Below are 13,671 nucleotides of genomic sequence, written 5' to 3'. Positions count from 1 at the left end.
CTACGCCCTCGCGCCGCGCCCGCGGGCGGCCGATTTGAACCACCAACCCTGCTGCATGCCGGCAGCGGCCAGCAGGATCGCCGCCACACCCAGCCACTGCAACGGCTGCAGGCGATGACCGAAGGCGAACCAGTCCACCAGGATCGCGGCAATCGGATAGATGAACGACAGTGCACCGGTCAACGCGGTCGGCAGTTTCTGGATCGCGCCGTACAACAGCACGTACATCAGGCCGGTGTGGACGATGCCCAGGGTCACCAGGCTGCCCAGTTCGACCGGCGCCACCGGCAGCGCGCCAGGGTGGGCGAACGGCACCAGCAACAGAGCGCCGGTACTGACCTGCACCAACGCGATCAGATGCGGTGGCGTACCGCTCAGGCGTTTGATGATCAAGGCAGCCACGGCGTAGAGAAAGGCCGCGCCAAGCGCCAGGGCAATGCCCTGCAAATAGTCTGCGCCGCTCTCGCCCTGGCTGCCGTGGGCACTGACGATGGCCAGCATCCCGGCAAACGACACGCCCAGCCAGAACAGCTTGGGCACGGTGATCTTCTCGCCGAGAAACAGCGCTGCCAGCCCCACCAGCATGAACGGTTGAACGTTGTAGACCGCCGTGCCGATGGCGATGGATGCCCGCGAGTATGAGGCGAACAGCAGCACCCAGTTGCCAACGATGGCCACGCCGCTGACCACCGCCAGGACGAAACTGGCCCGGGTCAGGATGCCGGGGCGCAGAAAGCCCATGGCAGCGCAGATCAACAGCAAGGTGACCGCGCCGAACACGCAGCGCCAGAACACCACATCCAGCACCGGCTGCCCCGACATCAGCACGAACCAGCCAATGGTGCCGGAAATCAGCATGGCCCCGACCATTTCCAGAGAACCGCGACGAATCGAATTGTCCATGACTCACCTCCGAGAACATGTGACAAAGTATGCCGAGGGTCGCCGAGGCCGTTCCAGCGGATAAATCAGGCGAAAGCCGCACGCTACCTTTTTTATCAAGGCCATTTTCCTCATCCACCTTACGAGGCTGATTTCATGACCGATGCCATCGACCAACTGCTGCTCAACGCCCTGATGGAAGACTCGCGCCGCTCGCTCAAGGCGCTGGCCAGCCTCACCGGCCTTTCGTCACCCAGCGTCAGCGAACGCCTGCGCCGCCTGGAAGAACGCGGCGTGCTCAAGGGTTACACCGTGGACGTGGATGCCCGCAGCTTCGGCTACCAGTTGCAGGCCATCGTGCGCATTCGCCCGCTACCGGGACAGTTGCAGGAGGTGGAACGGCAGATCATCGCCATTCCCGAGTTCACCGAATGCGACAAGGTCACCGGTGACGACTGCTTCATTGCCCGCCTGCATGTGCGCTCCATGGAGCAACTGGACACCCTGCTGGACAAGCTGAACATCCACGCCGAGACCAATACCGCGATCGTCAAGAAGACCCCGGTCAAACGTCGCCTGCCGCCGATGAACTGAGCCAAAGGGCCATGGGGCTGTGGGGCTGTGGTTGCATCCAATCCTGAACTAGGCTGAATAACCTCAAAAACCTAAAGTGCACACAATGATGTAACCGAAAACGCATTTTTTGTGTGCAATCAACTCAGGCAATGCCCCAAATCGTTACATCCCCGCGCACTAATAACTTGACCAGTTAATCAGATTCAAACTAACGAAAAAAATAAATCCTGTTTGATTGGTCAATTTATAAATTCCTGTTTTCAGTCACTTAGAAAAATAGTCAGCAAGTTCAAAAAGATACGAGCACTTCTCTCGTACTTTCGCTGGCATGGATCTGGCTTTAGTGCACTCGTGCTTTGTATACAGTTCTACAAAAACGAGAGCACACTCAAGATCCGCCCACCTGCCGTCGCCGGGTAGCGGAATGCCCCTAACCAATTGGTTCTCGTGGTTCATGACCAGGCTTCCCCACGCCACGAGTATCAGGAGCACGCCGGAATGAGCATGAGTCTTTACAACAAGACCGAACTGGACTTCTCCTCGTCCACCGCAATAGACCCACCGTCGACGCCAACAGACCTTCCTGTCACCCTCAGCCCCAGGCTGCACAACCACGACCTCGCCCCCACCAAGGCCGAAGGCCGCCGCTGGGGCCGCTACAGCATCTTCGCCCTGTGGACCAACGATGTGCACAACATCGCCAACTACTCCTTCGCCATGGGGCTGTACGCCATGGGCCTGGGCGGCTGGCAGATCCTGCTGTCACTGGGGATCGGTGCGGCGCTGGTGTATTTCTTCATGAACCTGTCCGGCTATATGGGACAGAAGACCGGCGTGCCCTTCCCGGTGATGAGCCGCATCGCCTTCGGCATCCACGGCGCGCAATTGCCGGCGCTGATCCGTGCGGTGATCGCCATCGCCTGGTTCGGTATCCAGACCTACCTGGCCTCGGTGGTGCTGCGGGTACTGCTCACCGCCATCGCGCCAAGCCTTGCCGCCTACGACCAGGATTCCATCCTCGGCCTGTCGAGCCTGGGCTGGGTGTGCTTCGTGGCGATCTGGCTGGTGCAACTGGTGATCCTCGCCTACGGCATGGAGATGGTGCGCCGCTATGAAGCTTTCGCCGGGCCCGTGATCCTGCTCACCGTCGCCTCGCTGGCGGCGTGGATGTACAGCCAGGCCGGCTTTGCCATCGCCTGGTCGGTGCGCGAGCCGCTGACCGGCGCCGCCATGTGGCACCACATCTTCGCCGGTGGCGCACTGTGGCTGGCGATCTACGGCACCCTGGTGCTGAACTTCTGTGACTTCGCCCGCTCCTCGCCGTGCCGCCGGACCATCCGCGTCGGCAACTTCTGGGGCCTGCCGGTGAACATCCTGGCCTTCGCCGCCATCACCGTGCTGCTGTGCGGTGCGCAGTTCAAGATCAACGGCCAGATCATCGACAGCCCGACCCAGATCATCGCCACCATCCCCAACACCTTCTTCCTGGTGCTCGGTTGCCTGGCGTTCCTGATCGTCACCGTGGCGGTGAACATCATGGCCAACTTCGTCGCCCCGGCGTTCGTCCTCAGCAACCTGGCCCCGCGCCTGCTGACCTTCCGCCGCGCCGGCCTGATCAGTGCCGCCATCGCTGTGCTGATCCTGCCGTGGAACCTCTACAACAGCCCGCTGGTGATCCAGTACTTCCTGTCCGGCCTTGGCGCCCTGCTCGGCCCGCTGTACGGGGTGATCATGGTCGATTACTGGCTGGTCCGCCGTGGTCGCATCAACGTGCCGGAGCTGTACAGCGAAGACCCGAGCGGGGCCTACCACTACCACCGCGGCGTCAACCCGCGAGCCATCGCCGCCTTCGCCCCTGCCGCGCTGCTGGCGATCATCCTCGCGCTGGTACCGAACTTCGAAACCCTCGCGCCCTTCTCGTGGATGATCGGCGCCGGTATCGCCGCCCTGCTCTACCGCCTGTTGGCGCCACGCCACCAGCGCTACCTCGACGTCAGCGGCGAAAGCATCGCCGTCGACAGCGTCAGCCACTGACGCCTGCCCGGCCCGGCGATGCCGGGCCGTCACCTGCCTCAGCGAGACCCTTTTCATGCGAATTCTGATCGTCAACGTCAACACCACCGAAGCCATTACCGAGGCCATTGCCCGTGAGGCCCAGGCCGTCGCCGCGCCGGGTACCGAGATCATCGGCCTGACGCCGTTCTTCGGCGCCGAATCGGTGGAAGGCAATTTCGAAAGCTACCTGGCGGCCATCGCCGTGATGGACCGCGTGCTGGCCTACGACGGCCCCTACGACGCCGTGATCCAGGCCGGCTATGGCGAACATGGCCGCGAGGGCCTGCAGGAACTGCTGGATGTACCGGTGGTGGACATCACCGATGCGGCTGCCAGCACCGCCATGTACCTGGGCCATGCCTACTCGGTGGTGACCACCCTGGACCGCACCGTGCCCCTGATCGAAGACCGCCTGAAACTCTCCGGGCTGTATGACCGCTGCGCCTCGGTACGGGCCAGCGGCATGGCCGTACTGGAATTGGAAGCCGAGCCGGAACGTGCCCTGGAGGCCATCGTCCAGCAGGCGGAAAAGGCGGTGAAGGACGACAAGGCCGAAGTCATCTGCCTCGGGTGTGGCGGCATGGCCGGGCTGGACGAAAAGATCCGCCAGCGCACCGGCGTGCCGGTGGTGGACGGGGTCAGTGCGGCGGTGAAGATGGCCGAGGCGCTGGTGCAACTGCGCCTGACCACCTCGAAGAGCCGCACCTACGCCAGGCCGCGGCCCAAGCGCGTCGTTGGCTGGCCGGCGCAGTTTGGCCGCTAGATTCCACGGTGATCTGCCGATAATCCAATACCGGCAGTAACATTTTGCGAGGCGCGCTCGAACCGTGCACAGCCCGTCGCTGCGGCGAACGGGCCATCTCCCTTGGGCACCCGCGCCTCGTTCTTTTTGAACTGACGATTGAAAATCAGAAGTCTCGCGTCATCGACCAGAGAACAAACGAAAGAAGCAAAATCAGCAGATAGGCTGCACAGACCACTCCTCCCAAAAACGCGAACGTTCTTTCTGTCACGGACAGCCTGCAGTTCCTTTTTCCTTGACGATCCCCCTCCAGAAAATTTATCGCACTCTGGATGGAGCCCGAGACTAACAGGACAACGCCAACCAGCGGCAACGGCAAGGCCATCGACATGAAAAAGATGCCCGCGTTAGTCTCTAAGTTTTTCCATCGACCAAGCCCCCTTAGGTCAGCAAATTGCAACTCACGAACAGAAATCCAAAGCTCCAAAAAACAGTAGAAACCTACCCCCATGGAGAAAACCACAAAAATAGGAGACCAAGCATAATATCGTCCGGACCTTCTTATTCCCTCATCCACTCTTCCCATTAATGAGTATATAAACAAGGGCGCGAACATAGAGCGTACTATGGGATTAACCTTAGCTTCACCTCTCACCCGACAGGCATGCCAGGCTCGGTAATTCCAATAGAATCCGTATAGACCGAACGTGCAGATATTCATTATGACAAGCTTTTTCAGTGATACCACAAAAAACTTCATTCTGACTTCTCACTAATACTGAGGTGTGTGTATGTGAGCAAGGTTGTCAGCGTCCTCCAACATTACTTAGGCAAGCCAGAAAACTAGCTATCGTAAATGCGAAAACCAACGCCATGAAGGAAGCGCATATCAGGAAGCAAGTAAGAAACGACCAAGATGGCTTGCCACTCGCAACTCGCCGAGCATTGACCAGTTGGCAACCAACCACAACGCCTGCACCAATCAACGTAAGCATCACAAACACTCCGCCAACGCCGGTGTATCTTAAAAGACCAAGACAAAATAAAGCCCTGATACCCAGATACATCACACCCACCAGAAAAATCATTTTAAGAATAAGAAGTTTCATAATACAATTTCTAATTATTGACCGACCCAATTGAAAGAAAAACGGTACCCGCCCTTATAAAAAACAAAGAAAAAACTCTCAAATCGCCTTACACGTAGAGTAGACGCTCCAAAAAACATAGAGACAATTACCACCACCGACTATATAGAGACTGATAATGGAATCACCTAAACGAGCACTAGTATGCAGTCCAATTCCCACATAAATGTAAGAAAAGTCCAAAGCAGATAAACGCACTGCGAAGGACCGCACAGCGGTCCCGAAGCCATCCAGCACGGGCCAGCTTCGTACACCGTTGCAAATTCAGCGCCGGGTGGATCGCGTTAATCCAGAAACTGAGTGTGACAGGTTCCATAAGCGCCTCCTCAGGCGCCAGATTTCGGACAACTCGGCTCCCCACCATCCAGTCCCTGCTTCACATTGCGGCTCAGCATCGTCGCCTTGCCATCACGCCAGGTCAGGGTGAGCACGTACAGCGAGTCGAAGTCGCTGTTCTCCCAGTCCTCGGTAATCACCCGGTCCTCCCCCAGCGCCTTGCCGGCCACGCTGTTGATCAGCTCGGGCAGGTAACCATGGGACCAGGCGGTGTACACCGTGGCATTGCGGTATTTGTTGCTGGTCAGCTCGCGGGCCAGCGCGCTGGTGTCGTTGGCGCCGTAGTCGATATTGACCGGCAGGCCGAGCTTGATGGCGCTGGGGCTGATGGTCATCAGCGGACGCAGGTAGCTGTAGCTGTCGTCGTTGGCGCCCTCTTCCACTTCGCGGGTGGGGTTGGCAGCGAACACGTAGTCGGCCTTGCCGAACTTCTCCGGCAGCAGCGTCGCGAGATCCAGGGCGCGATTGAGGCCCTGGCAGTTGAGCTGGCCGAGGCCTTCGCCGGGCTTTTCGGCGTGGCGCAGGAAGACCAGGGTCTGGGTGCCATCGACCGGCTTGGCGAAGCTGTCGAAGGTGGTGAATCCGAGGAGCGCCGCACCCGCCACGAGTACGGAGCAGATCAGCGCCTTGCGGCGGGAGGGAAGCGTCACGGGCAACTTCATGATGAACCCTTGGCGGAAAGAATCGGGGGTTGGCCCGTCAGTGCTGCCCCGCGGCCGAAGCCGCGGGGCATCCCTGTCTGTCGTTCCGTCCGTGGACACGGGCGTCCTTGAGAGTGCAGCAGGCCCGATTGGTTCTATCCCTGGGGTGCTTGTCCGTAAGCAGAAGTGACATTAACCCCCACGTGTTGCGCAATTATGACGACGGGCGCACCCCGATGAACCTGCGCCCATGCCTGTCGCTCCTTCAATCGTCCCGGGTCAGCACTTCCAGCAGCTCGATCTCGAACCGCAGGTCGGAACCCGGCGGAATGGCGCCCATGGTGCGCTCGCCGTAGCCCAGGTGCGCCGGCACGAACAGTGTGCGCTTGCCGCCGACTTTCATGCCCATCAGGCCCTGGTCCCAGCCCTTGATGACCCGGCCGGTGCCGATCACGCACTGGAACGGCTTGCCCCGCTGATGGGACGAATCGAACACGCTGCCGTCGACCAGCGTGCCGGTGTAATGCGTGGTGATCAGGGCGCCCTTGACCACTTCCTTGCCGTCGCCCACCTGGACGTCGGTGATTTGCAGTTCGCTGCTCATGGAAACCTCTTTCAGCGCGGTAAACGTAAGCGCAGCCTTTTCGCAGGATTGCCGGGGATTTGCAAGGATCGGACGGGATTGGCGATCGGCTGGCGACTGGCTAGCCTGTGTCGGGTAGCCACCGACGACAACGCAGGGAAACGACATGAGCAAGGAGCTGTGCAAGGAGCTGGGGATCACTGAAGAGATGCTGCTGGCCCGAAGCTTCGTCGCCTACCCGGAAGCCCGGGTACTGGCGATTGCCGAGGTCAATGACGACGATCGGCGCTTCGAACTGGAACCTGAGGCGGCAGCGGCATGGAAGGCCATGAAGGCCGACGCCGCAGGCGCTGGCGTCGAGTTGTGGCTGGTATCGGCTTACCGCAGCGTCACCTACCAGGCCAGGCTGATCCGCGCCAAGCTTGAGCGCGGTCAGTCACTGGAACAGATTCTTGCAGTAAACGCCCCACCCGGTTTCAGCGAGCACCACACCGGGCGCGCGGTGGACATCAACTCGCTGGAAACGGATTTCGAATACTCCCTCGCTTACCAGTGGCTGGTGAGCAATGCCGGACGCTTCGATTTCCATCTGTCCTACCCGCGCAACAACCGCCTGGGCTATCAGTTCGAACCGTGGCACTGGTGCCACGGCGACACGCTGCTGGCGGTCAACTGAACTGGGCGATGACCTCGGCGCCAGTCATGTTCCTGGTGGGGTTGGAGAAGCAGTAGAACGCCGGTTTTTCATCCACATAGACCTGCAGGTCGAAGTTCCAGGCACCGTCACCGTCCAGCACGCCCACGGGAACGGCATCGAAACCGCCGGCCTTGAGGCGGTAGAACAGATGTGTGCCGCAGCGCGGGCAAAAACCGCGCTGAGCCCAGTCGGAAGAGTCGTAGACCGCCGGCTGGGCTCCACTGAATTGCAGGGGCTGCACACTGTGGACCACCAGCAACGGACCACCGGTCCACTTGCGGCACATGCTGCAGTGGCACGCGCTGACACTGGTGTCTTCAAGTGTGACGGTAACGTGGATGGCGCCACAGAGGCAGCTACCGTGATGGTCCGACATGGTTGAGGCTCCTTGCGTTCATGAGGTAGCGGCAGAGTCTAGCAGCGATAACTACCTAGGCCGTGACAGGTGTCAGCACCGGCTCGCCGGCAAAGAATGCCTGCAGGTTCTTCAGCACCAGCGCCACGGTATCCCGCGCGGCCTCCGGCGACTGTCCCGCCACATGAGGCGTCAATACCACGTTCTCCAGTGCCTTGAGCGCGTCCGGCACATTCGGCTCGTCATCGAACACATCCAGCGCTGCGCCGGCAATCCGCCCCTCGCGCAAGGCCGCGACCAGGTCGGCCGTGGACACTACGCTGGCACGGGCGATATTCACCAGAAAGCCTTCCGCGCCCAGGGCATCGAGCACCGCGCTGTCCACCAGGGCGCGGGTATTGGCGCCGCCTGGCGTGGCGATGATCAGAAAGTCCGATTCCCGCGCCAGCGCCAGCGGACTGTCGCAGTAGCCGTAAGACACATCGTCGCGGCGGGAGCGGTTGTGGTAGCGAACGCTCATGTCAAACCCCAGGGCTGCACGCTTGGCGATCGCCAGGCCGACAGCGCCGAGTCCGAGAATGCCCAGGCGCTTGCCCGACACCGACGGGCTGATGACCCGGTTCCACTGGCCCTGGCGGGTGCTGGCGTCCGCCTGGGGAATGTTGCGCACCGCCGCCAGCAGCAAGGCCATGGCATGGTCGGCGACAGCCGAGGCATTGGCACCTGCGCCGTTGGTGACGGTGATGCCCCGCTCGGCGGCGGCCGCCAGGTCGACCTGTTCATAGCCGGCGCCGATGACGCAGATGATCTGCAGCTCCGGCAAGGCGGCGATTTCTTCGGCGGTGATGCCCAGCGGGCCACGGGTGAGGACGGCGTCGATCTCGCGGCCGTGACGGGCGATGGCCTCGGCACGCAAGGCCGGGGTCTGCGCCCGGATCAATCGGAATCCGTTGTTCTCCAGCAGCGGCAGATAGTCGTCGACCGTCTCCACCAGCACCAGTAGCGTCTTTGTCATCGCAGGCTCCCCGTCGTTTGGCGAGGAGGCATTATGCAGCGGTTACTGCGCGAAAGCGCGCCCCAGACCGCCTGGAACGCCACTGCTGTCGGTCTCCTGCCACGGCCCGTCCGGGCTGGTGGCCCAGCTCCAGCCGTTGTTGAAGCGGTAGTAGGTGCGCTGGCGATAGAAGGTGTTGGTCTTGCCTTCCAGTACGTAGACGCCCAGGCGCGGGTCCCAATGGCTGGCGCCGCCCGGTGGCGAGGCAAAGCTGGCGGAGGTGCGCGGCATGGGCTTCTGCGATGGCTTGACCGGTTTGGTCGGGGCGGGCTTGCCGGGCACCGGCTTGATCACCGGGCCCGGCGGGGGCGTGGTTTCGATCGGCGGCAGCGGCTCGCGATCGGGCTGGTGCACCGTACATGCGCTGAGCCCCAGGGCCAGTGTGATCAGGGTCAGGCGTACGGTGCTGTTCATGGGGTCGCTCTCTTACGGGTCCGGGCTGTCGATGGTCAGGTGTTGCGGCGCCTCGGTGCTGGTGGCCAGCGGAGAACCACTACCGATCCACTCGCCCTTGGTGGGCTGGCCGGAGCGAGAGATGCGCGCCATCAGTTGGACTTCAGGGAAGCTCGACAGTTTCATGTTGGGCATCATCGCGTCGCTGTCGCTCAGTTCCACCTCGATCGGCAACTGCGCCACGGTCACGCGCTTGGCCGCCAGCGGCATGGGCGGGCCGGAGGCGGCGCGGGCGAAGATGAACACGGTGTCGTCCGGCTTGACCTTGCCTTTCAGCGCCGGGGCCAGTTCCACCCGCACCGTCAGCTTCGCGCCCTGGGCGGCGCTGGCCGGCGTGGACGCCTTGCCTTCACCGGCGGCGATCTTTTCCTTGGCCTTGTTGATGCCACCCAGCAGCGCGGTCCGCGAAGTGTCGCCTTCGGGCAACTGCGCCAGCAGGCGATTCCAGTAGTCCACGGCGTCCTGGTAGCGCTCACCTTCGAAGGCGGCGATGCCCAGCAGGCCGAGGCTGGTGACTTCGTTCGGGTCGGCCTTCAGCGCTTCGTCGGTCAGCGCCTGGGTCTGCGCCGTCCATTGCTTGTCGTTGGCGAAATACACCGCCTGCGCCAGTTGGCCGAGCAGTTCCGGCTGTCGCCCGGCAACCGCAAGGGCGCGCTCGAAGGCCTTGGCCGCATCCGCCGGACGCTCCTGGGCCATGTAGGCGCGGCCGAGGAAGTACAGGCCTTCGGCGTTCTCCGGCTGGGCGGCGACGGCGCGCTCCAGGCGCGAGGTCATTTCATCCAGGGACTGCGGCGCCTCGGCGAATTCACGGGCCAGCTCGACCTTGTCGCTGGCGCCGAAATGCAGGTACAGCCCCACCGCCATGACCGGCACCAGGAACGCCGCCAGCAACGGCAGCGCCTTGCCCAGGCGGGCGCTGCGCGACGGTTCGGCGTTGTCGGTGTCGGCCAGCAGTTCGCGGGCCGCCTCGTCGCGGCCACGGGCCAGCTGCTCGGCGTCAAGCACACCGGCATCGCCCTGGGCCTGCAGTTCGGCGACACGCTCCTGATACAGGGCGACATTGAGGGCAGTACGGTCTTCTTCCTGCTGGGCACGACGGCCACGCAGCACCGGAATCAGCAAAAAGCTCAGGGCTACCAGCAACAGCAGGCCTGAAGCGAGCCAGAAATCAGTCATGGGTCTGTTCTTTGTCCAGCAGTTTGGCGAGGCGCTCACGCTCCTCGGGAGAAAGGTCGGCGGCGGCATTGCCCGCCGGGACACGGCGCTTGCGCACGATCACCGCCATGACGCCGACACCGCCCAGCAACAATGCCGCCGGACCGAACCAGAGCAGCCAGGTACGGGCACTCAGGGCCGGCTTGTAGCGGACGAAATCACCGTAGCGATCGACCATGAAATCGACGATCTGCTGGTTGCTCTTGCCTTCGCCGAGCATGCGGAAAATCTCGCGGCGCAGGTCGGCGGCGATGGGTGCGTTGGAATCAGCGATGTCCTGGTTCTGGCATTTGGGGCAGCGCAACTCCTTGGTCAGCTCGCGGTAGCGCTCGCGCTCAGCCTCGTCGGCGAACTGGTAGGTGTCGATGGCCGCCCTCGCCACGCCGCACAGGCTCAGGCCGAGGACGGCGGCCGCCAGCCAGCGCTTCATGGCCGGGCCTCATCGACCAGGCCCTGGTACAGCGGCGCCAGTTGCTCACGCCAGACGGTTTCGTCGACCACGCCGACGAACTTGTGGCGAATGACCCCTTCGGCATCGATCAGGAAGGTTTCCGGCGCGCCGTAGACACCCAGGTCCAGGCCCAGGGTGCCCGCTTCGTCACGGATATCCAGTTGATACGGGTTGTGGAACTCGGCCAGCCATTTCAGTGCAGCGGCGTTGTCGTCCTTGTAGTTGACGCCGTAGATCACCACGCCCTGCTCGGCCAGCTTGTTCAGCACCGGGTGCTCGACCCGGCAGGACACGCACCAGGTACCCCAGACGTTGACCAGCGCCGGCTTGCCGTGCAGATCGTTCTGGGTCAGGGTGCGGTCGCCCTGCACGTTGGGCAGGGAGAACGCCGGGAACGGCTTGCCAATCATCGCCGAGGGCAGCTCGGCCGGGTCCAGGTAGAGGCCACGGTAGAGAAACACCGCCACCAGCAGAAACACCGCCAGCGGCAGCACCATGATCCAACGCTTCATGCAGTCGCTCCTTCCAGCCCCAATACATCACGCACTTTGGTTTTCACCTTGACCCGGTAGCGCCGGTCCAGCGCCGCCAGCAGACCACCGAGGCCTGTCAGCAGGCCGCCTAGCCAGATCCAGCGGACGAACGGCTTGACGTGGACCCGCACCGCCCAGGCGCCGTTTTCCAGCGGCTCACCGAGGGCGACGTAGAGGTCGCGGGTGAAGCCGGCATCGATACCGGCCTCGGTCATCATCGACTGCTGCACGGTGTACAGGCGTTTCTCCGGATGCAGCACGCTGATCTCGCGGCCGTCCTCCAGCACCCGCACCGTACCTTTGTCGGAAGTGAAGTTGGGGCCTTCGTGGTGCTTGGCCCCTTCGAAGACGAAGTGATAACCCGCCAGCTCCACCGATTCGCCCGGCGCCATGCGCAGGTCGCGCTCGGCGCTGTTGTTGCTCGACAGCACCACGCCCAGGGCGCAGACCGCCAGGCCCAGGTGCGCCAGGTGCATACCCCAGTAGCTGCGGTTGAGGCCGCGGATACCCTTGAGCAGGCCCTTGTGGCGGGTCTTGTCGAGGATGTCGCGGGCACCGCCCAGAACGATCCACGCGGCCAGGGCGAAGGTGGTCAGCACCGGCCAGTCGAAGTCGTCCACCAGCAGGCCGCAGATCGGCGCCAGCACGGCGCTGCCGATCAGCACCGGCGTCAGCATGCCGGCCAGCCAGCGGCCGGGGGTGTCTTTCCAGCGCACCAGCACGCCCACGGCCAGCACCACCATGAGCAGCGCCATCAGCGGAATGAACAGCGCATCGAAGTACGGCGGCCCTACCGACAGCTTGGCGCCGGTCAGGGCATCGAGCACCAGCGGGTACAGGGTGCCGAGCAGGATCATCGAAGCCGCCACCACCAGCACCAGGTTATTGGCCAGCAGCAGGGTCTCGCGGGACCACAGGGCAAAGCCGACCTGGCTCTTGACCACCGGTGCGCGCAGGGCGAACAGGGTCAGCGAGCCGCCGACCACACAAAGCAGGAAGAACAGGATGAAAATGCCGCGCTCCGGGTCCGAGGCGAAGGCATGCACCGAGGTCAGCACGCCGGAACGGACCAGGAAGGTGCCGAGCAGGCTGAGGGAAAACGCAGCGATGGCCAACAGCACGGTCCAGCTCTTGAACACGCCACGCTTCTCGGTGACGGCCAGCGAGTGGATCAGCGCAGTGCCCACCAGCCATGGCATGAACGAGGCGTTTTCCACCGGGTCCCAGAACCACCAACCGCCCCAGCCCAGTTCGTAGTAGGCCCACCAGGAGCCGAGGGTGATACCGATGCCGAGGAAGGCCCAGGCGACGATGGTCCAGGGCCGCGACCAGCGCGCCCAGGCGGCGTCGAGGCGGCCGCCCAGCAGCGCAGCGATGGCGAAGGCGAAGGCCACCGAGAAACCGACATAGCCCATGTAGAGCATCGGCGGGTGGACGATCAGGCCGATGTCCTGCAGCAGCGGGTTGAGGTCGCGACCATCCCCCGGCACCTGCGGCAGCAGGCGCACGAAGGGGTTGGAGGTGATGATCAGGAACGACAGGAAGCCGACACTGATCATGCCCATCACCGCCAGTACGCGCGCCAGCATCACCTGCGGCAGTTGCCGGGAGAAGATCGACACGGCGAAGGTCCAGCCGCCGAGGATCAGTGCCCACAACAGCAACGAGCCCTCGTGTGCGCCCCACACCGCGCTGAACTTGTAGTACCAGGGCAAGGCGCTGTTGGAGTTGCTGGCGACGTAGGCGACCGAGAAGTTGTCGGTCATGAAGGCGTGGGTCAGGCAAGCGAAGGCGAACGCCAGGAACGCGAACTGCCCCCAGGCCGCCGGGCGCGCCAGGCTCATCCACAGGCTGTCGCCGCGCCAGGCGCCGAGCAGCGGCACGCTGGCCTGCACGCAGGCAAAGCAGATGGTCAGGATCATCGACAACTGGCCCAGTTCGGGAATGATC

The 13,671-nt window shown here is 62.8% G+C and carries 16 protein-coding genes; 4 read left to right on the top strand and 12 right to left on the bottom strand.

The window, feature by feature from the left end; translation table 11 throughout:
• On the bottom strand, positions 1-903 hold the full coding sequence (locus AC05QJ_RS10825; RefSeq protein ID WP_476746852.1) for a DMT family transporter: 903 nt from the start codon (positions 901-903) through the stop codon (positions 1-3).
• Positions 904-1,038: 135 nt separating this feature from the next.
• Here AC05QJ_RS10825 and AC05QJ_RS10820 point away from each other — a divergent pair, with 135 nt between their 5' ends.
• The 3 genes from AC05QJ_RS10820 to AC05QJ_RS10810 all read left to right on the top strand — a co-directional run bounded on the left by AC05QJ_RS10820 (position 1,039) and on the right by AC05QJ_RS10810 (position 4,276).
• Entirely contained in the window at positions 1,039-1,476 is a 438-nt protein-coding gene (locus AC05QJ_RS10820; RefSeq protein ID WP_476746851.1) for an Lrp/AsnC family transcriptional regulator, read from the top strand.
• A 480-nt stretch (positions 1,477-1,956) separates the two neighbouring features.
• A complete protein-coding gene (locus AC05QJ_RS10815; protein ID WP_476746850.1) occupies positions 1,957-3,492 on the top strand; it encodes an NCS1 family nucleobase:cation symporter-1 in 1,536 nt (511 codons plus the stop codon).
• A 55-nt stretch (positions 3,493-3,547) separates the two neighbouring features.
• Entirely contained in the window at positions 3,548-4,276 is a 729-nt protein-coding gene (locus tag AC05QJ_RS10810) for an aspartate/glutamate racemase family protein (protein WP_476746849.1), read from the top strand.
• Positions 4,277-4,421: 145 nt separating this feature from the next.
• Here the strand turns inward: AC05QJ_RS10810 and AC05QJ_RS10805 are convergent, their stop codons facing one another.
• From AC05QJ_RS10805 to AC05QJ_RS10790, 4 genes are all read right to left on the bottom strand, one after another.
• The gene (locus AC05QJ_RS10805) at positions 4,422-4,766 is read right to left on the bottom strand and encodes a hypothetical protein (RefSeq protein WP_476746848.1); all 345 of its coding nucleotides are present in this window, start codon (positions 4,764-4,766) and stop codon (positions 4,422-4,424) included.
• 295 nt (positions 4,767-5,061) lie between these two features.
• Entirely contained in the window at positions 5,062-5,364 is a 303-nt protein-coding gene (locus AC05QJ_RS10800; protein WP_476746847.1) for a hypothetical protein, read from the bottom strand.
• A gap of 365 nt (positions 5,365-5,729) precedes the next feature.
• Positions 5,730-6,401 (bottom strand): histidine phosphatase family protein, encoded by a 672-nt coding sequence (locus AC05QJ_RS10795; protein WP_476746846.1) that lies wholly within the window; start codon positions 6,399-6,401, stop codon positions 5,730-5,732.
• Between the two features lie 244 nt (positions 6,402-6,645).
• On the bottom strand, positions 6,646-6,984 hold the full coding sequence (locus AC05QJ_RS10790) for an FKBP-type peptidyl-prolyl cis-trans isomerase (RefSeq protein ID WP_476746845.1): 339 nt from the start codon (positions 6,982-6,984) through the stop codon (positions 6,646-6,648).
• Between the two features lie 145 nt (positions 6,985-7,129).
• On the opposite strand from AC05QJ_RS10790, the gene AC05QJ_RS10785 reads away from it, so the two are divergent.
• The gene (locus tag AC05QJ_RS10785) at positions 7,130-7,639 is read left to right on the top strand and encodes a M15 family metallopeptidase (protein WP_476746844.1); all 510 of its coding nucleotides are present in this window, start codon (positions 7,130-7,132) and stop codon (positions 7,637-7,639) included.
• On the opposite strand, the gene AC05QJ_RS10780 is transcribed toward AC05QJ_RS10785, so the two are convergent.
• Genes AC05QJ_RS10780 through AC05QJ_RS10750 form a run of 7 tightly spaced genes read right to left on the bottom strand, consistent with a single transcriptional unit; the run spans position 7,632 to position 13,670 of the window.
• Positions 7,632-8,036, bottom strand: coding sequence for a GFA family protein (locus AC05QJ_RS10780; protein WP_476746843.1), 405 nt, complete (start codon positions 8,034-8,036; stop codon positions 7,632-7,634). The two genes, AC05QJ_RS10785 and AC05QJ_RS10780, sit on opposite strands and share 8 nt — an antisense overlap.
• Before the next feature lie 55 nt (positions 8,037-8,091).
• Complete coding sequence (locus AC05QJ_RS10775; protein WP_476746842.1) at positions 8,092-9,030, bottom strand: 2-hydroxyacid dehydrogenase; 939 nt, start codon at positions 9,028-9,030, stop codon at positions 8,092-8,094.
• 42 nt (positions 9,031-9,072) lie between these two features.
• The gene (locus tag AC05QJ_RS10770; protein WP_476746841.1) at positions 9,073-9,483 is read right to left on the bottom strand and encodes a hypothetical protein; all 411 of its coding nucleotides are present in this window, start codon (positions 9,481-9,483) and stop codon (positions 9,073-9,075) included.
• Positions 9,484-9,495: 12 nt separating this feature from the next.
• On the bottom strand, positions 9,496-10,698 hold the full coding sequence (gene ccmI, locus AC05QJ_RS10765) for a c-type cytochrome biogenesis protein CcmI (RefSeq protein WP_476746840.1): 1,203 nt from the start codon (positions 10,696-10,698) through the stop codon (positions 9,496-9,498).
• On the bottom strand, positions 10,691-11,167 hold the full coding sequence (locus AC05QJ_RS10760; RefSeq protein ID WP_476746839.1) for a cytochrome c-type biogenesis protein: 477 nt from the start codon (positions 11,165-11,167) through the stop codon (positions 10,691-10,693). The genes ccmI and AC05QJ_RS10760 overlap by 8 nt, the downstream gene beginning before the upstream one ends.
• Complete coding sequence (locus tag AC05QJ_RS10755) at positions 11,164-11,700, bottom strand: DsbE family thiol:disulfide interchange protein (RefSeq protein WP_476746838.1); 537 nt, start codon at positions 11,698-11,700, stop codon at positions 11,164-11,166. The genes AC05QJ_RS10760 and AC05QJ_RS10755 overlap by 4 nt, the downstream gene beginning before the upstream one ends.
• Positions 11,697-13,670, bottom strand: coding sequence for a heme lyase CcmF/NrfE family subunit (locus AC05QJ_RS10750; protein ID WP_476747910.1), 1,974 nt, complete (start codon positions 13,668-13,670; stop codon positions 11,697-11,699). The genes AC05QJ_RS10755 and AC05QJ_RS10750 overlap by 4 nt, the downstream gene beginning before the upstream one ends.
• Position 13,671: the final 1 nt, after the last annotated feature.

This window comes from Pseudomonas sp. TUM25319 (genome assembly GCF_056388475.1).
The sequence above is the reverse complement of the archived record's forward strand: the minus strand, read 5'-3'. Positions and strand labels throughout refer to the sequence as shown.